General features: G+C 58.9%; 34 protein-coding genes. 11 read left to right on the top strand and 23 right to left on the bottom strand.

Annotation, left to right across the window (positions count from 1 at the left end; translation table 11 throughout):
- Positions 1 to 2 precede the first annotated feature (2 nt).
- The 21 genes from E3Z29_RS15750 to E3Z29_RS15650 form a co-directional block, all read right to left on the bottom strand.
- Positions 3 to 335: a hypothetical protein gene (locus E3Z29_RS15750; RefSeq protein WP_134786240.1), complete on the bottom strand. Its 333-nt coding sequence runs from the start codon at positions 333 to 335 to the stop codon at positions 3 to 5.
- A 14-nt stretch (positions 336 to 349) separates the two neighbouring features.
- Positions 350 to 700: a DUF2190 family protein gene (locus E3Z29_RS15745; RefSeq protein ID WP_134786239.1), complete on the bottom strand. Its 351-nt coding sequence runs from the start codon at positions 698 to 700 to the stop codon at positions 350 to 352.
- Between the two features lie 83 nt (positions 701 to 783).
- Positions 784 to 2,793, bottom strand: coding sequence for a prohead protease/major capsid protein fusion protein (locus E3Z29_RS15740; RefSeq protein ID WP_256662004.1), 2,010 nt, complete (start codon positions 2,791 to 2,793; stop codon positions 784 to 786).
- A complete protein-coding gene (locus E3Z29_RS15735) occupies positions 2,753 to 4,273 on the bottom strand; it encodes a phage portal protein (RefSeq protein WP_134786238.1) in 1,521 nt (506 codons plus the stop codon). The genes E3Z29_RS15740 and E3Z29_RS15735 overlap by 41 nt, the downstream gene beginning before the upstream one ends.
- Before the next feature lies 1 nt (position 4,274).
- On the bottom strand, positions 4,275 to 4,478 hold the full coding sequence (locus E3Z29_RS15730) for a phage head-tail joining protein (protein ID WP_134786237.1): 204 nt from the start codon (positions 4,476 to 4,478) through the stop codon (positions 4,275 to 4,277).
- Positions 4,478 to 6,430: a phage terminase large subunit family protein gene (locus E3Z29_RS15725; RefSeq protein WP_134786236.1), complete on the bottom strand. Its 1,953-nt coding sequence runs from the start codon at positions 6,428 to 6,430 to the stop codon at positions 4,478 to 4,480. The genes E3Z29_RS15730 and E3Z29_RS15725 overlap by 1 nt, the downstream gene beginning before the upstream one ends.
- On the bottom strand, positions 6,402 to 6,947 hold the full coding sequence (locus E3Z29_RS15720; protein ID WP_134786235.1) for a terminase small subunit: 546 nt from the start codon (positions 6,945 to 6,947) through the stop codon (positions 6,402 to 6,404). The genes E3Z29_RS15725 and E3Z29_RS15720 overlap by 29 nt, the downstream gene beginning before the upstream one ends.
- Before the next feature lie 125 nt (positions 6,948 to 7,072).
- Positions 7,073 to 7,816: a hypothetical protein gene (locus E3Z29_RS15715; RefSeq protein ID WP_134786234.1), complete on the bottom strand. Its 744-nt coding sequence runs from the start codon at positions 7,814 to 7,816 to the stop codon at positions 7,073 to 7,075.
- A 10-nt stretch (positions 7,817 to 7,826) separates the two neighbouring features.
- Positions 7,827 to 8,060 carry a hypothetical protein gene (locus E3Z29_RS15710; protein WP_134786233.1) on the bottom strand — a complete coding sequence of 78 codons (234 nt, stop codon included), beginning with the start codon at positions 8,058 to 8,060 and terminating at the stop codon, positions 7,827 to 7,829.
- Positions 8,044 to 8,280 (bottom strand): hypothetical protein, encoded by a 237-nt coding sequence (locus E3Z29_RS15705; protein ID WP_122747186.1) that lies wholly within the window; start codon positions 8,278 to 8,280, stop codon positions 8,044 to 8,046. Before E3Z29_RS15705 ends, E3Z29_RS15710 begins: the two co-directional genes overlap by 17 nt.
- Positions 8,277 to 8,594: a hypothetical protein gene (locus tag E3Z29_RS15700; protein WP_134786232.1), complete on the bottom strand. Its 318-nt coding sequence runs from the start codon at positions 8,592 to 8,594 to the stop codon at positions 8,277 to 8,279. The genes E3Z29_RS15705 and E3Z29_RS15700 overlap by 4 nt, the downstream gene beginning before the upstream one ends.
- Positions 8,595 to 8,795: 201 nt before the next feature.
- Positions 8,796 to 9,149 (bottom strand): antiterminator Q family protein, encoded by a 354-nt coding sequence (locus tag E3Z29_RS15695; protein WP_134786231.1) that lies wholly within the window; start codon positions 9,147 to 9,149, stop codon positions 8,796 to 8,798.
- A gap of 2 nt (positions 9,150 to 9,151) precedes the next feature.
- Positions 9,152 to 9,466 (bottom strand): hypothetical protein, encoded by a 315-nt coding sequence (locus E3Z29_RS15690; protein WP_134786230.1) that lies wholly within the window; start codon positions 9,464 to 9,466, stop codon positions 9,152 to 9,154.
- Positions 9,467 to 9,482: 16 nt separating this feature from the next.
- Positions 9,483 to 10,763 carry a tyrosine-type recombinase/integrase gene (locus E3Z29_RS15685; protein WP_134786229.1) on the bottom strand — a complete coding sequence of 427 codons (1,281 nt, stop codon included), beginning with the start codon at positions 10,761 to 10,763 and terminating at the stop codon, positions 9,483 to 9,485.
- Positions 10,760 to 11,131 carry an endodeoxyribonuclease RusA gene (locus E3Z29_RS15680; RefSeq protein WP_134786228.1) on the bottom strand — a complete coding sequence of 124 codons (372 nt, stop codon included), beginning with the start codon at positions 11,129 to 11,131 and terminating at the stop codon, positions 10,760 to 10,762. The genes E3Z29_RS15685 and E3Z29_RS15680 overlap by 4 nt, the downstream gene beginning before the upstream one ends.
- Positions 11,128 to 11,430: a nuclease domain-containing protein gene (locus E3Z29_RS15675; protein WP_134786227.1), complete on the bottom strand. Its 303-nt coding sequence runs from the start codon at positions 11,428 to 11,430 to the stop codon at positions 11,128 to 11,130. The genes E3Z29_RS15680 and E3Z29_RS15675 overlap by 4 nt, the downstream gene beginning before the upstream one ends.
- Complete coding sequence (locus E3Z29_RS15670) at positions 11,421 to 11,630, bottom strand: hypothetical protein (protein ID WP_134786226.1); 210 nt, start codon at positions 11,628 to 11,630, stop codon at positions 11,421 to 11,423. Before E3Z29_RS15670 ends, E3Z29_RS15675 begins: the two co-directional genes overlap by 10 nt.
- Positions 11,623 to 12,168, bottom strand: coding sequence for a replication protein P (locus tag E3Z29_RS15665; RefSeq protein ID WP_134787575.1), 546 nt, complete (start codon positions 12,166 to 12,168; stop codon positions 11,623 to 11,625). Before E3Z29_RS15665 ends, E3Z29_RS15670 begins: the two co-directional genes overlap by 8 nt.
- 196 nt (positions 12,169 to 12,364) lie before the next feature.
- The gene (locus E3Z29_RS15660) at positions 12,365 to 13,078 is read right to left on the bottom strand and encodes a helix-turn-helix domain-containing protein (protein ID WP_305955817.1); all 714 of its coding nucleotides are present in this window, start codon (positions 13,076 to 13,078) and stop codon (positions 12,365 to 12,367) included.
- Positions 13,075 to 13,737, bottom strand: a complete 663-nt coding sequence (locus tag E3Z29_RS15655; protein WP_134787574.1) for a phage regulatory protein/antirepressor Ant — start codon at positions 13,735 to 13,737, stop codon at positions 13,075 to 13,077. The genes E3Z29_RS15660 and E3Z29_RS15655 overlap by 4 nt, the downstream gene beginning before the upstream one ends.
- 234 nt (positions 13,738 to 13,971) lie before the next feature.
- Positions 13,972 to 14,202 (bottom strand): YdaS family helix-turn-helix protein, encoded by a 231-nt coding sequence (locus E3Z29_RS15650; RefSeq protein WP_134786225.1) that lies wholly within the window; start codon positions 14,200 to 14,202, stop codon positions 13,972 to 13,974.
- Here E3Z29_RS15650 and E3Z29_RS15645 point away from each other — a divergent pair.
- The 5 genes from E3Z29_RS15645 (at position 14,201) to E3Z29_RS15625 (ending at position 16,674) form a co-directional block, all read left to right on the top strand.
- Positions 14,201 to 15,043 carry a helix-turn-helix transcriptional regulator gene (locus E3Z29_RS15645; protein WP_305955816.1) on the top strand — a complete coding sequence of 281 codons (843 nt, stop codon included), beginning with the start codon at positions 14,201 to 14,203 and terminating at the stop codon, positions 15,041 to 15,043. The genes E3Z29_RS15650 and E3Z29_RS15645 overlap by 2 nt on opposite strands.
- Before the next feature lie 364 nt (positions 15,044 to 15,407).
- Positions 15,408 to 15,608 (top strand): hypothetical protein, encoded by a 201-nt coding sequence (locus E3Z29_RS15640; RefSeq protein ID WP_134786224.1) that lies wholly within the window; start codon positions 15,408 to 15,410, stop codon positions 15,606 to 15,608.
- 61 nt (positions 15,609 to 15,669) lie between these two features.
- Positions 15,670 to 16,062 (top strand): response regulator transcription factor, encoded by a 393-nt coding sequence (locus E3Z29_RS15635; protein WP_134786223.1) that lies wholly within the window; start codon positions 15,670 to 15,672, stop codon positions 16,060 to 16,062.
- A 19-nt stretch (positions 16,063 to 16,081) separates the two neighbouring features.
- A complete protein-coding gene (locus E3Z29_RS15630) occupies positions 16,082 to 16,285 on the top strand; it encodes a hypothetical protein (protein WP_134786222.1) in 204 nt (67 codons plus the stop codon).
- Between the two features lie 116 nt (positions 16,286 to 16,401).
- On the top strand, positions 16,402 to 16,674 hold the full coding sequence (locus E3Z29_RS15625; RefSeq protein ID WP_134786221.1) for a hypothetical protein: 273 nt from the start codon (positions 16,402 to 16,404) through the stop codon (positions 16,672 to 16,674).
- 193 nt (positions 16,675 to 16,867) lie between these two features.
- Here E3Z29_RS15625 and E3Z29_RS15620 read toward each other — a convergent pair whose 3' ends face one another.
- Positions 16,868 to 17,068: a hypothetical protein gene (locus tag E3Z29_RS15620; protein WP_134786220.1), complete on the bottom strand. Its 201-nt coding sequence runs from the start codon at positions 17,066 to 17,068 to the stop codon at positions 16,868 to 16,870.
- An 11-nt stretch (positions 17,069 to 17,079) separates the two neighbouring features.
- On the opposite strand from E3Z29_RS15620, the gene E3Z29_RS29425 reads away from it, so the two are divergent.
- From E3Z29_RS29425 to E3Z29_RS15605, 4 genes are all read left to right on the top strand, one after another.
- On the top strand, positions 17,080 to 17,226 hold the full coding sequence (locus E3Z29_RS29425; protein ID WP_167734130.1) for a hypothetical protein: 147 nt from the start codon (positions 17,080 to 17,082) through the stop codon (positions 17,224 to 17,226).
- Between the two features lie 322 nt (positions 17,227 to 17,548).
- Complete coding sequence (locus E3Z29_RS15615) at positions 17,549 to 17,833, top strand: hypothetical protein (RefSeq protein ID WP_134786219.1); 285 nt, start codon at positions 17,549 to 17,551, stop codon at positions 17,831 to 17,833.
- Complete coding sequence (locus tag E3Z29_RS15610) at positions 17,830 to 18,135, top strand: hypothetical protein (protein ID WP_134786218.1); 306 nt, start codon at positions 17,830 to 17,832, stop codon at positions 18,133 to 18,135. Before E3Z29_RS15615 ends, E3Z29_RS15610 begins: the two co-directional genes overlap by 4 nt.
- 81 nt (positions 18,136 to 18,216) lie before the next feature.
- A complete protein-coding gene (locus E3Z29_RS15605; protein ID WP_134786217.1) occupies positions 18,217 to 18,525 on the top strand; it encodes a hypothetical protein in 309 nt (102 codons plus the stop codon).
- Between the two features lie 7 nt (positions 18,526 to 18,532).
- On the opposite strand, the gene E3Z29_RS15600 is transcribed toward E3Z29_RS15605, so the two are convergent.
- Complete coding sequence (locus E3Z29_RS15600) at positions 18,533 to 18,925, bottom strand: hypothetical protein (protein ID WP_134786216.1); 393 nt, start codon at positions 18,923 to 18,925, stop codon at positions 18,533 to 18,535.
- A gap of 21 nt (positions 18,926 to 18,946) precedes the next feature.
- On the opposite strand from E3Z29_RS15600, the gene E3Z29_RS15595 reads away from it, so the two are divergent.
- Together E3Z29_RS15595 and E3Z29_RS29660 are read left to right on the top strand one after the other, a co-directional pair.
- Complete coding sequence (locus E3Z29_RS15595) at positions 18,947 to 19,210, top strand: HNH endonuclease (protein WP_134786215.1); 264 nt, start codon at positions 18,947 to 18,949, stop codon at positions 19,208 to 19,210.
- Between the two features lie 73 nt (positions 19,211 to 19,283).
- Positions 19,284 to 19,460 carry an AP2 domain-containing protein gene (locus tag E3Z29_RS29660; protein WP_256662003.1) on the top strand — a complete coding sequence of 59 codons (177 nt, stop codon included), beginning with the start codon at positions 19,284 to 19,286 and terminating at the stop codon, positions 19,458 to 19,460.
- Positions 19,461 to 19,517: the final 57 nt, after the last annotated feature.

Here is a 19,517-nt window from a genome sequence, read left to right as displayed (position 1 = left end):
AGTCATGCTTTCCGAAGAATGATCGTCGCGCCAGCAACACCATCTGGCTGAACATCGTTGATCGTGAACAATTCACCCCGCGCCCTGACTCTGTCACGACTCGTCGGCTTGCTCGGTAGATCGACCAGGCGAACGCCAAGGATTGGGTTTTGGCTCGATATCGGCGCACCCGTTTCCGGATCTACCGTAACGTGCGCGCTATCGAACACGGCTTGGGCCAAGGGCACGCCCGGCTCCACCCCATCGGTCAGCCAGTACACGGCGCCATCAGGATCGATGGACGCCGATGGTTCGCTGAAGGTGCGGATCGAAACGCCGAGCATGCGCTGGGCCATTGAGGCCCAGCCCATTACACCGGCGCCGGAGCAGAAACGCCGTTGAGTCGGCAAGCACCGGTCGCGCTCGGGTTGGCCGCAATATCAGCAGCCATGCCAACCAGCACGAGGCCGGTTGCAGAAACGTTCGTGAGTGCCCGACTCGTGGTGTTCATGTAGATCAGATCTCCTTGAGCCCAGGCCTGCGCACTGATTTTAGTCAGGCCGAACACGCCGCAGAGTTTCAGCACCACCGGCGAACCAGCTGCTTCAGTAGTGGCGGCAACGCCGACGATCGCGCCGACTTTGTAAAGCTCGCCCGAGACGGTACCGCCGGCCGGGGCGATGACGGTGACGCAGTCGCCGTGCTGGATGAAAGTTTTCATGCATGGTCCCCTTCAGAGACTGGAACTGGAAAACAAAAAGGGCGCCGCGTGGCGCCCTTAGGGATTCGGCTAAATCCGGCCAATTAGTTGCCGGGGTTTTTGTAGGTGCCGCGGTAGTCGATCCAGCCTGCGCCAAATACCAGGCGAGCTTTGATTTCCATGCCGTCGACTTCGAAGCCTTCACGGGTTTCCGTGAACACGCCCTGCTCGCCTTCCAGGTACGCGTATTCGAACGTGTCTACGCCGCCAGGTGCAGAGAACAGATACCACTGGTTGCCAGTGATGCGCGCGTCCACGATCACTTGGAGCGATGCGTTCCGAACGTCGTTGATGTCGGAGTTCTTGGCTGGGACATAAACCGAACTGGTGAACTGGAAGGCTTCCAGTTCCTTGTCTGGGCCAACTACCAGGAACTCAGGCGACAAATTGAGGAATTCGCCCGCCTTCGATTTTTGCTTGCGCATCGCGGCACGAGCAGCTGCCAGAGTGGTGGTATTGATAGCGCCGCCGCTTGCGGCAAGGTTTCCGTGAGCGGCGTCGTAGAACGGAACGCTGTCGGTGAAGTTCGGATTGCCCAGCAGCAGGGCCCACACCACGTTCGACTCGGTAGCGGCGGCGGCATTACCCAGAGCGGCCGGGATACGAGTCAGTGCGCCCAGGTCATCGTTCACGATGGTTTCCCAGGTGATGGCGATGATCTTGCCGAACTTGGCGACCTTGATCGGTGCGCCGTCCTCGGACAGCGTGCCGTACTTGTACTCGCCATGCTCTTTGACCTGCTCCAGCGCAGCGATATCGCCCAGGGCGGCGCGGGTCACGGCACGGAAATCCGGAACGGTGGTCTGGCGACCCAGCGGACGCCAGGTCTGTGGTGCGTTGGTGTAAGCGTCGCGGAGGGTACGATTGACGGTACTGCCAAGCAGCAGCGGAAAGTCACTCGTGGAGTGCATGCCGGCAGCGCGAACGGCCTGACGGTCGCAACCCAGCGCAGCTCGGGCCAGTTCCTGTGGAGTCATGCCGCGCGCATTGCCGCCGGCCATTTCCACGAACTCGCGCGCCATGTCCACCAGGCGCATACCGCGGAACTCGCGGCCGGCGTCTTCCAGCTTGATGCTGGCATCACAACGATGCAGCAGAGCGTTCTGCATTGCTGAACGCTTGGCATTCAGAACGGTGACATCTTGACCACCGGTTACCATGGTCGGCTGGCTGCTGCGAGTGTTCGGCTGGTCCTTGGCCTGCCGCTCAGCAAGCTTGTCGATGATTGCTGCGCTGGCATCGGAGACAGGGACAGCACGAGCGATCAGGTCATCGACGAACGCTTCGTCATCCAGACTCGCCTTGCGCGCCATGGTGCGGATGGTGAGGCTGCGCAGGCGCTCGGCATCGGCGGCTTCACGGCGAAGCTTTTCCTCTGCCGCGCGCTTCTCTTCTTCGGTCATTGCATCTTCCTCTTGGATAGTAGGCACGGCGGCCGGTTCTTCGGATGGCTCAACGGCCGACCGAACTTCAAAAACTGTGGGGAATCGACGGCCCGTGTATTCGGCCGGGGTCGCGGCACTGCGGATATTGGCGCCATCGTCGAAAGCAATCGGCACCACCGAAAGCTCCAGCGGCTCCCAATCCACAGCCCGGTAAGTCGGAAGCTTTTCTTCGCTGTCTTCGGTGATCTGGTACCGGTGCACGACGTACTTGACGCTGATTTTTCGAAGAATTTTGTCTTGGACGTCTTGAAAGATTTTTTCAGCGTCATTGCGCTTGCTAAATCGAACGAGCGCGTGACCTAGCTCGCCTTCGAGCCAAGCGCGCTCAACAACACCAATAACGTCACCCAAGTCATCACACTTGTGGCTATTAAGAAGAGGAGCGCCATTGTTCAGCCTGTCCATTCGAACAGCTTCTGGACTGACCTCCAGTTCCTCCATATAGCTGCCGACGTCCCAATTCCATCTCGGCCCTTTGGCGCCAGTAGTCCAAGTCAGCTCGACGGTACGGGCTTCGACATCAATCGAGCCTTCGCGCACAGCGGCGCGCAGGCTCAGCACCGGCGTTTCATGGGTCTTGTTCGTCGTCGCCTGGTTCGGAGTTGGCATCGTCTGGTTTCTCTTCTGTGGTTGGTGGCTGGCTCGGTGAACCGGCGGCCGCAACTCGGCGCGGGTCGCAATCCAGCACCAACCCGTATTCGTCGATCATTTCGTTTGCTTTCTTGATTTGCTCGGCATGCCGCTTGGGATCCGTGATGCCGAGTTCGCGAAGGGCATCTGGCCATGTGGTCAGGCCGTTGCGCACGCGGGTGATGACGTTTTCGGTTTCGGCTTTTGGGTCGACCATGTCGCGGCGTGGCGGCACCCAGTAGGCCTTCACGTCATCGGTCACCCCGCCAGGCAGCAGCACCTGCGCTTCCATAAACCACCGCCACACCTGATCGCACAGCTGAGGAATCAACATGCGCCACTGCCACACGTCCACGCGCCGAGCGAAGTTGAGCCAACCCATGCGGCCGCTGGAGAAGTTAACGCCCTTGAGGTCTCCGGTGAGCAACTCATATGGAACGCCCAACCCGACAGCCATGGCGTGCAGTTGCTGCCATGAGTAGGCCGTGTAGCCATTGAAGGTCGGTGGGGTGCCGAAGGAAACACTCTCCCCAAACCCCAGCTCCTGCACCATTGCAGGTTCGACCCGATCAATCAGTGGAGGCTTTTTACCGCCAGGTGTACCACTGTTTTCATCCTTGGTGACGAAGGCTGCAAAGCAGGAGGCGATCTTCGCCTGCTCCATCACAGCGTCTTCCATCTCGTCGAAGTTGCGCATGCGCTGGATGACCGGGGCCAGCCAGCTGTAGCCGCGAGCCTGGCCTGGGCGCTTGCGCAAGAAGACGTGAATCACATCCTCGGCAGGAACCCGGCGCGATTGAAGCGATCCCCATACGGCGTTCGCGCCAGGGTGATCATCGAACAGCCAGTACGCAACGCGGCGCCCCAGAGCGTCGAACTCAACGCCCTGGATGATCCGGTTAAGCCCAACGATGTCCGCTTTCGACTCGTCGAGAAAGTCAGCCTCCAGCACCTGCAACTGCACAGGGACTGGCAATCCATCGGAACTGAAACGCCGGCGCCGGCGCACCAGGCACTCACCGCTCTCCGCAACCGCCTCCATGATCATGTGCTGCAGGCCGTAGAAATTATCCAGGCCGTCAGCATCGCAATCGGTCGTCTCGGCCCAGGCCTTCCACAGATCCATCAGCCGCAGACCATCGCGATCGCGCTTTGCCAGAGGTAGAGGCACGATGCCGGCGCCGACGGCGTTGTCGGCGATGCCGGTAATTCCGCGCTCTCCGAACGGGTTATTCCGGCGCTGATCCCGCGCCCGGTTGCGAAGCTTGGCCAAGGCCGGCGCGTTCTCAACGTTGGCATCAGCACCGGTGGCCCGCCAGCCATCATTGCGGCGACCGCCCGCGGCACCCTCGAAACGGCGCTCAATCATCTTGAGCGCCATGTCCGTGCGCGCTTTCTTCAGTCGCATTTCCGAACGCTTGGCCGCGTAACCGGGGAACAGATTTTCAATCATCCCCATGTCAGTACCCCTTCGAGAATGCAGCGTACCGGCGCCCGCCGTCATTGCAGGCGTTGAGCCCAAGCTCGGTGGCCATCAGCTTGAGGATTCGCATCATCTCGTCGAGTGATCGATAGGCGACGCTCTTGTCGGCATAGCGGACCGACAACGCCCCTTCGGCGATGGCCGCCTGCAGGGCGTTGTATTGCTCGATCGTGTAGGCCATCAGTTTTTATTCCAGTGAGAGGATTTCTTCCGCGGCCGTTCTTCTACGTCCGGTTCATTGCCACCAGTTACAGCAGCAACCAACAGATCGAGATCGAGCCCGAACCGCTGCTGGCAGATTCGCAGTGCGGCGAGCGCGTACACGAAGCAGTCGAGCGCCTCGTTTCGGCGTCCGCCGCTGTCCCAGCGCATCACGCGCTTGCCTTTGGATATGGCTGCTTTTTTCTTTTCTGAGGTGAGTTGCTTCACCTCCGATTCGTCGCAGATCGCGTCGTTGGCCGGAAGGTGAACTACCCCTGGCTGAGACACGCCCGCCTGGGAGGCAGGCAGCCGTATCGACGGGGAGCCCCATCCGGCTGTAGAGCAGTTCCTTGGCGTTGTCGGTACCGACCTCGGTGAGGAAGACCTTGTGCACCTTGTTCTTTGTGCGCGGGAAGTTCGCGATCGGCTTGCCGTAAACACAGTCGCGCCACGGATTGGAACAACCCAGTGCACGCCGTGCTTGCGGCTTTCTGCATAAACCTCGTCGGCATAGTGGCCGCCGGCGTCCCAGGTCCAGCGCTCCACCTTCATGATGGTGCCGTCCACGCGGGTGAACTGGCGGTGCAGTTCGAGACCAACCTTGCGCCGCAACTCTTCGCTTGCCGGGTCGCCCATCAGGATGAACCGGTGAACCAGCCAGGCTTCCTCGCCCGGACCGAACGCCCAGACACGACCCTCGAAGCGGTCGTCTTGGGTATCGATGCCGCCGACCAGAACCAGGCCAAGGGCCGGGACTTGCGGGTAAACCTCACGCCGCCCGTACAGAACCTCGTGGTCGAGCTTTTCGCCTTGGTCGTCGTCCCACGTTTCACCGCGAGTGGTGTTGATGAAGGTGATCAGCTTCGAGACGTCGCCTTTGATCTTCAGCCATTCTTCCACCAGGCTGAGCCAGGTACTCCAGGTGCTGTAGATCGCCCAGATGCTGTAGCTGACCGAGCGTGGCGTGCGGATGATTTCATCGTCAGCACCAAACCAGTCCATGCCGTCGCGAGTCCAGATGCCGGTGTGGTCGCAGATCCACCGGCCAGTCTTGGAGGCCTCGACCATCTCGTTGTGCCATATGACGCAAGCGGTGTGTTCGCACACGTACCAAGCTTTCTCGGCTTCGCCGAGCACATTCTTTTCCCACTTCAGGCCAAATTCGCAATCCTTGCCGCCCCACTTCAACGTCTGCTCCTGCCGGCAGTGAGGGCAGTTGATATGAAACTTGAGCAGGTATGGCGACTCTTCAACGGCCTTGGTGATCTGGCAGGAGCCAACGCGCTTCGGCGTTGAGCCGCGAATCGATTTCGGATAGATCGCGCCATTGAGTCGCTTGTCGCCCAGAGTGATCGGCGCACCCTCGCCTTCGACGCTTTCGTCAAAGTTCGACAGCTCGTCGTAGATCACCTCGTCGGCTGATTTCTCACGGTAGTTCCGCGAAGCCTTGCCGCCACGGATCCACAGCGTGCGGCGGTTGGCGAAGATCTTTTGGTCCAGCGTGTTATCGCTGTGCTTTTTCCCGAACCACGGAGCCAGGTCGCCCAGCACCGGAACGTCGCGGATCATGCCGTTGACGTGGCTCTTGCTGATGTCCTCGGCGTCCGGGTCAGTCGGGCTCCACATCATCACGTTGCGGCGCTTGTGCTGAATCTTGTAGCCGATGTTCGCCATCAACAGCTTGGTGTAACCGATCCGCGCCGACTTGATGAAGTTGACGACGTTGATCAGGTCGTTGCCCATGCTGTTCAGGATCGCAACCTGAAACGGCTCAGTCGTCCACTTGCCCTCGTTGTAGGAGGACTCGGCCGACATGTAGAAATTGGCATCAGCCCATTCAACGGCAGTCTGCGGTGGTTCTTTGTAAAGCGCCTGGAGTCCTAGCTTGATCGACTTGCGAAGGTCATTCAGCCATGGACTCAACGTACTCATCTAATAATTCCGGAAGTTGCTCGCCAAAGCTGGCGGCAATGTTTCGAGCGAGCGCGATCTCTCGCTCGACCGACTCGATGATCCGAGGGTCAACCTCCGGGTGACGCCGAGTGACGGTCTTGCCGACTGTGTCCAGTTTCGAGCCGATTTGTGCGGCGATTTTGGCAAGGGCGAATGTTGCGAATGGGACCGGGACCAGCTGCCTGTCCAGCACCTGGTTCTTCTTCTCCTGGGCGATGCGTTGGGCGGCGGTCAACCCGCGGCGCTCCTCGAGCAGCTTGTACTCGATCAGCGGATCGAGACCTTCGGTTCCCTCACCCACTGGTTGCTGTTTCCGTTGCGCGTGTTCAACGCGGTTTTCGACCACGTTCTGCACGGTGTAGAACGCCTCTCGACCAATGCGTGCGACAGGCGCAACTCCCCATTTGTCAAAGGCTTGCGGCGAAATCCCCAGGCTCGAAGCCATCTCGGATTTGTTCAACCAGCCGCGCTGTTTGGTTGTTTCGTTTTTGGCCATGATTAAACAACAACCAACCCCTGAAAAAAGGTCATACATATTTGGTGGGCGGGGCCCGAATTACCCGCAAGGGGCTGGAGTCCCGGGAAGGACCCAAAGGGGGGGGTGCCCCACCGCCCTGCCCGTCAGCCCCGGGCTGACGACAGCGCCTGATCCATCGCGCTGGCGAACTCTCGCTCTCGGTTCGCCTTCACGATGTTGTCTGCGATCTTGTAGAACGGAATGATCACTCGATACCCAGGCTCGCTGTCACTGAAGACAAAGACGGGCCGAACGGCATCACCGAATGCCGTCTTCCTCTTCTCCCAGATACCCTGTGTACCATCTACATCGCCGGCGAAATACTTGTCGGCGTTGCCCTTGCGCTTGCTGCGTTTGCTGCCTGTGGCATTGGCTTGCACGCCGCTGACCGTTTCGGCCGCACCAAGACCTGAAAGTATCTTCATGATCGTGCCGCGGGGAACGTTGCCGAACCGGTTAAGCGCTGAAGGTGCCGGTATTGCGTACTGACCTGGCTTCATGAGTCCTTTTGCGATCAGCGCTTTCTCGAATCGTTTGTGTGGCCGGCGGCCACCCTTCACTACCTGCTGAAGGTAGGTGTCAGCAGGCACGCCCGATGTCCACGCGTCCTTAAAGAATGTTCGCGCCTCGGGCTTACCCTTCTTGGCGACCTGGACATAGAGGCTGTTCATAGTGGTTGCAGTTGGCTGATCCAGGCGCTGCCGCATTACCGAAAGCTCACCCTTCTTCACCAGCACTGCCAACCGAGTTGCCATCAGCGCATATGCAAACGGCAACTGTTCTGCGCCCAACGTGCGCAGCGCTTTCGACAGCTCTTCCAAATTGGTGCTGGCATCGATTTTGACCATTGCTCTTCACCTATTCTGGCTGAGCAGGATCATCACTTGGCTGATGCAGCTTTGACTGCTGAACCACTCTGGCCACAGCGACGGCGATACTCAAAGCCATATTCACCACGGCGAAAACCAGAGGATCCACCGCGCCTTGAAACACAGACCAACCGGCCGCAGCGGCATTCAGCACAGCGCCTGCGATTGCCAACTGCACACTGGTCATGCGCCAGAACTTTCGCCATTCAGGGATTAATTTCATGGGTCGACTTCGCTGCTGGCAGTTTTTCGAGGCTTTCGGCATAGCGCTTCCACTCTTTGGCACTTTTCAGGGCCTCACGTAGGCGCTCGTCTTGGCCTGGCTGGCATTGTTCGCTGACGTATCGATACACGGTTGTGCGTTGAACCTTCAGGGGTTCGCGGATCGTTTCCTTGTGCGCACAGCCTGTGAGCAGAATGAGGACGATCAGCAGGCGATTCACTTGGGTCTACCTGTTTGGACGAAGGCCTTCAAGCTCTCCCCTACCTGGTCGATTTTGAACTCCTGACGCTGGGTGCTGACGCGGAGGGAGTCGACGAGCTTGTCGGTCGACTCCCTCGATCGCTCCAACGAGTCAACGCGCTGACCGATCAGGGCCTGATTGGTTTGGTAGGCGGCGAGCTGCACTTGAAGCGATCCAAGTGAGCCAACGACATAAACAAACGCACCAATGGCACCAGCCGACAGGATCGTTTGCAGTATCGGGACAGCGACCTTGAATGTGGTGCTGTCTGCAATGCGCGAGACTTCAGTCATTGGCGGTACCGTGCGAAATAAGTCAGCTCCAACAGCACTCCCAGCTCGGAGCAATGGGTGTGGTGGAGCCGAAAACGAAAAAGCCCCGGCAAATGCCGAGGCTCTGTGAATTCTAGAAAGCAAAAAGCCCATCTCAGAGACGGGCTTTGCACGCGGAAAAACCGCAAAGTAACTGAAATCTATAGCCAGACCCCGGGCCTGTCAAGCGGCTTGACGACGAATATCGAGCGCACCATCAATCCACGCGACTCCGGCCTTCCAGAGTTGCCTCGTCTTCTCTTCGCCGAACTTCATTTTCTTGCCGACTTCCATCAGCGACGTGTCCCGGCTGGTGTAGTAGCGCATCAGCACCTGACCGCATTCCGGGTAGCGCTTAAGCAGGCGACCCATCAACCCGTCAATCAACAACGCGTCGTCATCAGTAATCATCGGCGTGAGGATCGTGTTTTCGCGGGAAGCACAGCAGGAAACGCCAGAGCCCAGCACGACCCAGCGGCCCCAATGCTCAAGCAAATCCTCGGCGGTGCGCTCTTTAAATGTTGGTGTGAAGGCCATGCTCAATCCCCTTTATAAGACGAGCCGCCCGGCCCGCGACGGTTGACGTCTTGATACTGAGCAACAACCCCGTCAATCGCCGGCGGCAACGTTGCAATGTGCCGCTCTTGGCGGATCAGCATGCCGAGCTGAACGATCAGATCGTCCACCGGCAGCGGCTCCAGCGTTTCGGCGTGCACCAGGCCAGAAGCGTGGCAACCGATGCAGTCGAGCTGATGAAACAGGCCCTTGATCACCCCTTTCCCGGCACAGGATGGGCAGTCGGTGAGCGGGATCTGGCGGCGCACAAAGGCGGGGCCGTGTGTTCTTTTATCCATTTTTAAACCTCGCCTTTTATTGTTTCGTGATTTGGCTAGAAGCCGCGCCATTCAAGGCCTCGGCGGCATTCTGCGAATTTCCGTTTCTAGTCATGGTCAAGCGGTGAATCAGGCTGAAGCCCTTCCCGTCTAACCATTCGTGCCACTTGTTCAGGGCTTCGCGCTTGAGCAGTTCGGCGGATGTGTGGATGTAGGTCTGCACGTTGCGGGTCATCGTGTGGTTCACCAGCATCTCGCCGATGAGGAAGTCCACACCGAGGTCAGTCCAGCCGGTCCGCGCCACCTTTCGCAGGTCGTGGCTTGTCCACTCACCCTTGCCCAACCGCGTGAACACGGCGCAGGCCTGGCCATCGCTCAGGCATCCACCCGACCGCGCCGGGAACACGAACGCGCCTTTGTAGCCCTTTCCTGCCTGCCAATCCCGGTACCGCTCCAGCAGCGCGCAGACCTGCTGCGTCAGTGGCAGCCGATGTTCGCAACGGGTCTTCGTGTTCTCAGCCGGGATGAACCACTCGCCCTGCTCACCCAGGGTCAGGTGCTGCCATCGAGCCATCCGGGTTTCGCCGACCCGCGTACCGTGGCAGAGCATCATCAGCGCCAGCATGCAGTCCTGCGGCGCGCGGTCGAAGCCATCGGCAAGCTGTTCGATCACGTCCTCGAGTTGCACGGCGCGCAGGCGCGATGGTTTGGGCAGGATCCGGGCCTTGGTGAAGTCGGTGAACTTGAATCCGGCGATCGGGTTGGTGCTGATCAGGCGCAGCTTCTCGGCCTGCCGCATGGCCACCACCAGCACACCCCACACAAGCCGGACGTAGGACAGAGAGAACTCGGCCTGCATTGGCCACATCAGCTGCTTGTCCAGGGTGAACCGGTCGAGATCGTCCACCAGCAGCTCGCCGAGGCGCGGTTTTAAATGGAGGCTGATGATCGAGGTGTTCGTGGAGCGGCGCTTGTCCGAAAGGCTGCGGTCAACGGCCTGTCGGGCGGCGAACCAGTCCAGCAACTGGCCAAGGGTCTGCAGCGTGCCAGCCGACGCAGAGGCCTTCGGATCGGCGGCCAGGCGTTCGCGAATCTTCGGCAGTGCGTTGATCAAACCCTTCACCGGCAGATCCGGGAATCGGGCGATCTTTTCCCATTCCTTGCCGGACACCAAGTACCACGTGCCCCGCTCCCGGTTCTTGTGGAAACGGAAGTAGACGCCCGGAAACCGCGCGTCGCGCATGTCACGGATACCGACGTTGGCCGATTGCCGGCGGATCTCGGCGTCTGAAAACGTGATCAGCAGGCTCTGGCTCATGGCGTGTTCGCCTCCGGGTCAATTGGGTAATCCCGGATGTGCACGCGCACCTCGCCACCTGGCACCGGCTTGCCGATGTTGATCGTGGTCACGAAGTTCTTGTCGTCGATGCCCAGGCCGTCCGCAACACCGTCACGGCCGGCCTTGAAGCGGGCCAGCAGGTTGTCATCGTCATAGGCCCTGCGATTCGGCGGACAGAACGTGACCCAAAAGTACTTTTTGCCGCTGAGGCGCGGCGCATCCAGCGCCAGCGCGATAAGACCGCAGGTGCGGCGGTATGCCTTTGCGTGCTTGTGCTTTTGTTTCCAATGCACGCGCGCGTTTGGACTCAACTCCTTTGGCGGCCACGGCAGCGTTAGGTCGATCATGCAGCCCCCTTCACGGTAAGAATTCCGGCCCGGATCAGGCCTTCGTGGGTTTCGGCGATGGCGCGCGGCATGTCGGACCAATCGACCTCGCCAGCGGCGCGGCCATCGATGACGTCGTGACAGGAGCTGCAGGCGTACACCGCGACGGTGTCGAAGCCCTTCATGCCCATGCCCTTTTGTCCGCATGGCAGATGCGCGAGGACAGTGGTTTCCGTGTTGTGATTGCAGGTGCCCGGCATACGGACGGTGCAGTCCTGGCCTCGAGCCGAGTTGCGCAATTTCTTCGAACTCACTCGCATACGGGTTTCCCCGTGACGACGTCGACCACCTCAAAGGTGCCCGGCCACATCCAAGATCCGTAGCGTTTGGCCATGGCCTCGTCGGCGAACAGAGCGAGCGCGTGATCAGGTGGCGAGCTCAGGTCGAACTTGAAAGAGCAGCAGAACACCGCCCAACGGTAGGTTTCGATCTCAGGGACAGCGAGGCGGCGATCAGGCATGACGAACCCCACTCGAACGCATGGCGCGCAGCTCGGCCAGTGCCCTGTTTCCGACCTCAGGCGTGCGCCGGCCATCGACACGGGCGGGCAATGCCAGTGGCATTTTTTGCAGCGGCAGCCCATCGATCAAGCGGCGCACGGTGATCACGTAGTTCCGCTCGAACAGCTTGCGCGCCAGCGAGGTTTCCAAACGGTTCAGGCTTTCGAAGCCAGACTCCTTGGCCGTGTGCCAGATCGCGTCGTGCGACCAGTTCGCCTGTCCGGCCATCGACGGATGAACATTGCGGCACGCTTCGCGAAACGCCGTTTCGAGCGGCGGAAGACCGAGCATTTCTGGGGTGGGCTGGCACAGATTGATGAACTTGCCAACGCTCGGCGCGAAGTCCGAACCAAGCTTCCGGCACCGTTCGATGCCGAAGCGAATCTGCTCGATCGTCGTGATTTTCTCGGCCATGAAGGCCTTGGTCCACGTAGCTTTAGCGGCGTTGGTGGCCTCTTTGTCAGGCCATGCCTGCTTCCACGCTGGGAAGATTGCCATTAGCTCGCGAAACAAGGCGTTGATTACCTGCACAGTCCCCGGGTCAGCCTTTCACCGGCGCGACCTCGGCCGACGCTACGTTGGGCAACATTTGCAGCACATTCGAAACGGACTTCATCACAGACCTCCCAGGTCATCGCCCCAGCTGGTGTCGTTGAAATCAGGCTCTTGATCACGGCCTGCTGCCTGCACTCGCTCACGCTTCACCCCACTGGACCAAGCGGTAGCACCAGCCGGAGCCGGAATCGAGAGTGTTTGGCTTGGCGCAGTGAAAGCCCTTGAACTTGCGAACCGCTTCGTCAGGGACGCAGTCAGCCGGAAGCCCCGCGATAGCGATCTGATCCGACAACGCTTTCTCGTTGGGAACCCAGGTGACGAACATGGCGAAGCGTTGGCGATCATCCTGCGGCTCGATGGCAGCGCGGTTCTGTTCGGCGAGAGCGGCATCAATCTCGCGCTGCTGCAGCTGCTCTTCGGTTAATTGATGGTTAAGTGACGGATTGGGTGCAGCCGCTGCACCCCGTTCTGTCGTAGGTTGCACCCCGTTCTGTTCTGAACTGCACCCCGTGCCGTCATTTGCACCCCGATCAGAACGGGGTGCAGCATTTGCACCCCGCAATAGTTGAAGGTCGTAAACGACTGGGCGGCGGTCGTGGCGATCAATGTGAACAGCGGCAATCGCCTGATTGCCCTGCTTGATCAGACCGGACTTCTCCAGGTCATCAAGCTTGTAGCGGACGGTGCGCTCGGACAGGCCGGTGTCTTGGGCGAGCGTTGTCGCCGACGGGAAAGCACCCGCACCATTCGAGCCGGCGTAGTTGGCCAGGCACAGCAGCACGTGCCGCGCGCTGGCATCCTTGAGAACTTGCGTGGGCAAAGACAGCGCCCATGACATTGCTTGAACGCTCACTTCGAGGCTCCGATATTCAGTTCGGCCAAACGGGCAAGGCCCTTTGGGGTAACGAGAGGATCGAAAGCGGCACGCTCAGCGCCGGTTTCTGAGTCAGGCTTGAGAGCGGTGACTTTGTGGACCATGTGGCCCGAGGTGATTCGTGGCTGGTAGGCCGTCCAGCGACCGGAGCCCTGACGGCGGAAGATCCACCGGTTCTGCTGCATCCAGGCGAACAACCTCGAAGGCTTCAGTTGCAAGTGCTTCGCGGCGTCGGTGATGCAGATCGCACCGCCAGCGGCTGCCAGACGATTGATGGCCGCAACCTTCGGCGCCTGATCGAGGATGACCAGGCGCAGCGTTTGGTTGTCCTTCGCCTGATCAGCAGCAGCCTGCAGCGCCTCGGCGTAAGTGGCCGGGATCTGGAACTGGCCCGCCTGCGCTTCCAGCTCCTGCCAGCGATCAATGATCCGGGCGCGCAGCTCCACGCTGTAGCCAGACACGACGACGAGGGTATCGCGCTGCGATAGCAGGAACTCGCGATAGACCTGGCCGTTCTGCGGGTGCACGTAGGGGGTGTCGTTTGAAGAAACGACACCCTTCGCAACCAGCGCGCGGATGGTTTTCAGCACGTTGTCGTGAGAGCTACCGATCAGCTCGGCGATTTCACGCGACGACATGTGTCGCGACACGTTTTGGTCAATCGAAAAACGTGTCGTAGGAATTGGGGTATTGCCGGGGGTGACGTTCGTGTTCATACTGGCCCCTCAAGTTGTTGTGCGTTTTAAAGAAGCCGGGTTGCCGCCCGGCTTTTTTTCGTCTGCTGTTTTTCTACTGTATGGATTAACAGCTATTCCGAATCACTACTGCTAAACCTGTTGTCGCTGGATAATTGGCTCAACGGATCGAGGTGGTTAGGCGACCGCCAACTCCGGCCAGATTTGCTTCCAGTCATCCGGGCGCAGAGCCTGTCGGGTCACCTTCCCTTCGGTTGCTGATTCAGTTCGGGCAGCAATTTCGGCAGATGCTGTCTTGTGCCCGTAAGCAATCAGCCTCAGGTATGCGCGGCTGGTGCCCGTCTTTGCGACGGAAGCGTCAGTAGCCGTTTTCAACCACTCAAGAAGTTGAGGATTTTTTGTCCGCATGGCGGGCCTCCCTTTAGATGCCTCGGATTATTACCCGCAGGTAATCTCAAAGCAATACCCGAAGGGAATTTACCTGTTGGTAACAGTGAGGGATGATTTGCGGATGGATATTTCAGACATTCGCCGCGAAAATTTGCGGACACTCATGAAGCAGCGCTTCGATGGCAAGCAGGCAAGAATTGCCGATGCCTTGGGCAAGAGCGCGAACTACATTTCACGATGCCTATCGACAGCACCGTCATCTGCTGGTAGTAAAAACATCGGGGAGGACTTCGCTCGAGACATTGAGGCGAAGCTCGGACTTGATCGCTATTCGCTTGACCGACCAGGAATGCAACCGGTTAAACAAGTGGAGAGCAACGCTCAGTACCTGGGCCAGTTTTCGGTGTGGGACGATGACACACCGTTGGATGATGACGAGGTGTACGTGCCGTTCCTCAAGGAAGTAGAGCTGTCTGCCGGGAGCGGAAAGACAGTTGTAGAGCCATCGCACCAACAGAAATTGCGTTTCGGCAAGCAAACGCTTAGGCGTCAGAACGTGCAGCCAAGCGAGGCTGTATGCGTCACCGTGAGCGGAAATAGCATGGAGCCGGTGCTGCCTCATGGAAGCACTGTTGGAGTTGATCAAGGCAGCACCGCCATCACCGACGGCAAAATGTACGCCGTGAACCACGGTGGCCAGCTGAGGGTTAAAACCCTTTACAGGGTTCCTGGCGGCGGCATCAGAATGCGAAGCTATAACCAGTCCGAGCATCCTGACGAAGAGTACAGCGCTGACGAGATGCTTCAAAAAGACATCATCGTGATCGGCAAAGTGTTCTGGTATTCAGTTCTGTTGTAATCGGCACCCCAGTTTCATTTTCGAAAGGCCCGCACTCAAGCGGGCTTTTTTTCGCCCTCAGAAAAATAATTACCTATAGGTATTGACCGACATCGTTACCCACAGGTAATGTTTATCCATCGCCGGATAACAACCGGCCAGATGGAAGGCAGCGATGAACCGGCCTCAACGGTTCAGAGGGTTGGCAACTGACCCGGGCGTGCAGCGTAAAGCGCCAAATCGAGTTTTCCGGCGGACAGAGTCGCGGTCGGACGAACAACTTGAACGAGCCCGTACCGCGCCAGTAGCGCCGAAGGGACGCGGAAATTTTCACTGATGCACCTGGTTGGCCGGGTGCATTGGGAAAACAACCGGAGCAAACGAGATGCCAACGAAACGCGGAAGCGAAATTCAGATAGGCGACATGATTTATCTCGGTCTGGGCACGCGCACAGGAAGGGTCGTCGATTTCAAGGCACACCCCCGCCTTCCGGATTTCAATCCGGGCCTGACGGCGAGGATTGCTGTCACTGATCGCGGCTCGATAACGCTGATTGACCAGCAGCCAATAAGGATTCCGGAATGAAGATTTCACTGGCTGGCCTTGGCGACAGGGCCAGACGGGAAATCAACCGGGAGTCACAACGATGGAATCCGAAATCGTCAACGGCGCATGGAAGGGTCACCTGGGACGCGGGTTGGCTCCGCGAGAGCTTCAGTTCCTTTTGTGGGTTGCCCTCGGCCTCACCGCAAAGGAAATAGCCCGGGAGGCCGGCATATCGCCGGCCACCGTGTCGAAGCGGCTCACCAACGCAATGTTCAAGCTCGGCGTTACGCGCCGTGCAGCGCTCGTCGCTGAGGCCTTGAGGCGCCAGATCATCTCGCCGATGTGCTTCGTCCTGGCCGCGCTGATGGCCATGAACGCCATGGCCAATATCCAGTCAGTCGAACCAGCTCGGCGCGACCGCCGACCACCGACCGTTCGAATGGCCCAGATCCGTATCACTCGCCGCGCCGAAACACTCGAGCGCGCGGCATAAACCACTCAAAGGAAAAATCATGATCGAGCTCGGGCAGAAGGCAGAGGACAAGATCACCGGGTTCTATGGCGTCATCACCGCCAGATCCCAGCAGTTGAACGGGCCCGATCAATATCGTTTGCAGCCCCCATGTTCGAAGAACAACAACACGCTGCTCCAGGCTGAATGGTTCGATGAAGAGCGCATTCGGCCCCTCTTCGACCGAGGGCAACGGCGGGCCTGAAAACCTGAAAGCATAACTGCTGCACCTTGGCGACAGGGTGCATCGGGATGACAACCAGAATTCACTGGCTGACCTTGGCGACAGGGCCAGACGGGAAATCAAACGGAGACAGCAGCATGCAAATCAACCAGCAAAAGACGGTGCAGGTCGACGTGACCGAGTTGCGCACCTGTATGAAGGTTCGTGATCAGGTATGCGTAACGCTTCACGACGCGCAGGGCGATGAGGTGGCCGCCTATACCGGCTACGTCCCGGATTTCTTCCCGGGCGAGCACTACGGGGACTACCTGATGCTGAACATCGATCTGGAGACAGGGCAGATCAAAAACTGGAAGAAACCGGTCGCTGCCGACATCGAAAAGATGATCGAAGCCAGTGACGACGACTGACCAACCAGCGCCACGACAGCCTGTCGTTAACTGCCCGATCCTCTCTATGAGAGCGCATCGGGGTTTGATCTGAGGCCAAGCCTCGGGCAGCGGATGTGCCAACCGGTCGCCTACAGGGCTACCCCTTCCGCCAAATGCCGGTTGAGCCCCGGCCAGATCACACCCCGATGCGGGTAAGGCAAAAGATCAAAACCTAATCGTTCGCGACTTCTTGCTGATAAAGCTCTTCGGCCTCTTTCGAAACTGATTTCAATATCTCAATTAGTCCGGGGATCTCGTCACGGCTAAAAATCAGCGTCTGATCAGTACCTGGCTGCTCCTGCTTCAAACCAATCCGAAAATCTTCGGTGACAAAAGCTTCCACTCCGAAGCTCGGCTCAATTTTCCATGTCATGGACATCCCCTATGAAATTCACATACCAATTGAAAGACGGAATGTACATCTACAAAGGCCCTCGCGGCCATTCCGGAATTGCTTACTCGCTGGAGAAAATCAACGAGGTTCTGGCCCGCACTTATGGCGTTGGTGGTTACTCGCTTGAACAGTCCTGAGCGAAAGCATCACTTCTGCCCATTCACTGAGTGGGCAGCGGGATGCGGACGAAACTGCGGACTATAACCGCCCACCTGCATTTCAGATACCCCGGTACGGAGGATTGGCAGCCATGTGAACCTCAGTCAAAGCCCTCCTACCGGAGGCACTTTCACCCCCTTCACGTAGGGAGGTCTACGTGAAGACGAAAGCCCGGGTGCTACCGGGCTTTCTTTTGTCCGGCGTTTATTGCGTCAGCACTCTCCCCTGCGCCCAACGGCAACCAGCAGGTGGCACCGAGTGCTGACGAATGAACGCAACCCCACCACCGAGGGATCAGCCATGCACCCATCCTTGCAGCAACGCATCGACGGACTTCAGGCCCTGCGCCTGCGCAACGTAATCGCCACCGCCGAGTTTTATTCCAAGATCGGCAAGGAGCCTCCCGTGCAGAAGATTCGCTACCAGGTCGTGCCGAAGGGTGACCATGCGTTCCACATCGTGGAGCTGTCCACCGGCAAGGTGCGTGGCTTCCGTTTCAGCTACAAGGAAGCGGTCAATTATGCCCAGGAGCTGGAATCGCGGGCCGACGGTATCAAGGTGACGCTCTCGGGTGACCGGCAATGATCGGCGTCCCAATGCCAGATCCGCGCGAGCAGATCACCGACCACCTGAACCGGGCGCTGGAAGAGTTCTTCGGCGCCGGCGGCAAGGCTCTGCAAATCCCCGCTGGTGTCAGTGGCGACCCAAAGCTGTCCTCCACTCCGCATCACGACCGCCTTCGCAGCCAGCGGGACAAGCTTGCGCTCAAGCTGAAAAAGCTGGCCGAGGACGGTTGTTCGCTGAACAAGGCGGCGGAGTCAGTTGGCATCGGCTACAAGCGAGCCCGCCTTATCGCCAGCGAGAACGGATTCAAGTTCAACTCATGAAGCGCACCACCAACCGGGCGGCCACGCGCCGCCGACAGACCTGGCTGGACTTGCCGGCCAGCGGAATTGAAGAGGTAGGCCATGGCCAAGAGCAACGCGCAATTGCAAAAGGACAAGCGAGCCAAGGAGAAGGCGCTGCTCGACCGGATCGGCGCCGAGAAGCGATCGCTGATTGTGTCGAAAGCTTTAGATGACGCCCTTCATATTCTCGGCGAGCGCCACGGCTTCGAGGAATGGCAGGAGACGGTGTCGACGTTCATCATCAATCTGGCGGCAGCGCCCGCGGCTGATTCGGAACGCTTCGTAGCAATGTCGCGACCGGAATTGATAATTAAAGATAAGTGGTCGCGGCAGCTTGAAGCGTTCGCCGCGACCGGCGTTGAGCAGTGAGGTGATGCTACTCCGAAAATGGATCTTCGTTTTCAGGATAGCCATGAATTGCCCAGTGCTTTTCCATTTCTCGCCGTTCCTTTTCGTAAGGGGCGAGGTGCTTAAGGTGAGAATGGAGTTCGACGTGCGATACGCCTTTTTTTGATTCACTGACACGCAGCAAATTCTTGATCTCGTAATCCTCCGGGTTGAACCGGTTGGCATCTACCAAGGCTCTGACAGCGGCTCTGACCTCATCGACATCAGGCGCATTCGTAGCACTCGTGTCGAGGAAATCACGAACAAACCGCATCAGAACGTCGATCGCGTCGTCTACTTCTTGATCCGTAACCTGCCCCATTGCTACCCCCTTCGACTCAATCATTAATTCGTAATACCCCAACCCGAACCAAATTGCCACCGCGCTCTTGAGGGTGACGAAATGCCTGAGATGTATTCAGAGCGGCGTACTCGGCTGCTCAGGGAAATGATTGCCTACGATCCGCTTTCGGGTGTTTTCACTTGGAAGGTCGATCATTGCCGGCGCCAAGCGGGCGACCCTGCTGGCTCGCAAAAGCCAGACGGCTACGTATATCTGAAGCTGCTCGGGCAAACCTATGGCGCGCATCGCGTCGCCTGGATGATGGTCACCGGTGATTGGCCAGAAGTTGCTGTTGATCATCGTGACGGGGGTGCGAAGCAATAACGCTTGGGAAAATCTCCGTCTCGCAACGCGATCTCAAAACAACGCAAACGTACCGCCACGTGGATCTTCGGGCTTGAAAGGCGCGACTTACCATAAAGGCGATCGCTGCTGGAAAGCGCAGATCTACGCCAACGGCAAGAAGACCTACCTCGGCTCATTCCAGACACCTGAGCAAGCGCACGCCGCCTATGTTGAGGCGGCAGATAAATATCAGGGCGAGTTCGCGCACCACCGATCGCGCAGAACCTGAACCAATCCCGAATTCAACTATCACGCCAGCCGGCGAGGCCCACTGGTGCACGGAGGA

The sequence above is a fragment of the Pseudomonas sp. S150 genome (assembly GCF_004526365.1).
Taxonomy (GTDB): domain Bacteria; phylum Pseudomonadota; class Gammaproteobacteria; order Pseudomonadales; family Pseudomonadaceae; genus Aquipseudomonas; species Aquipseudomonas putida_A.
This window is presented reverse-complemented; position numbering and strand designations above follow the sequence as displayed.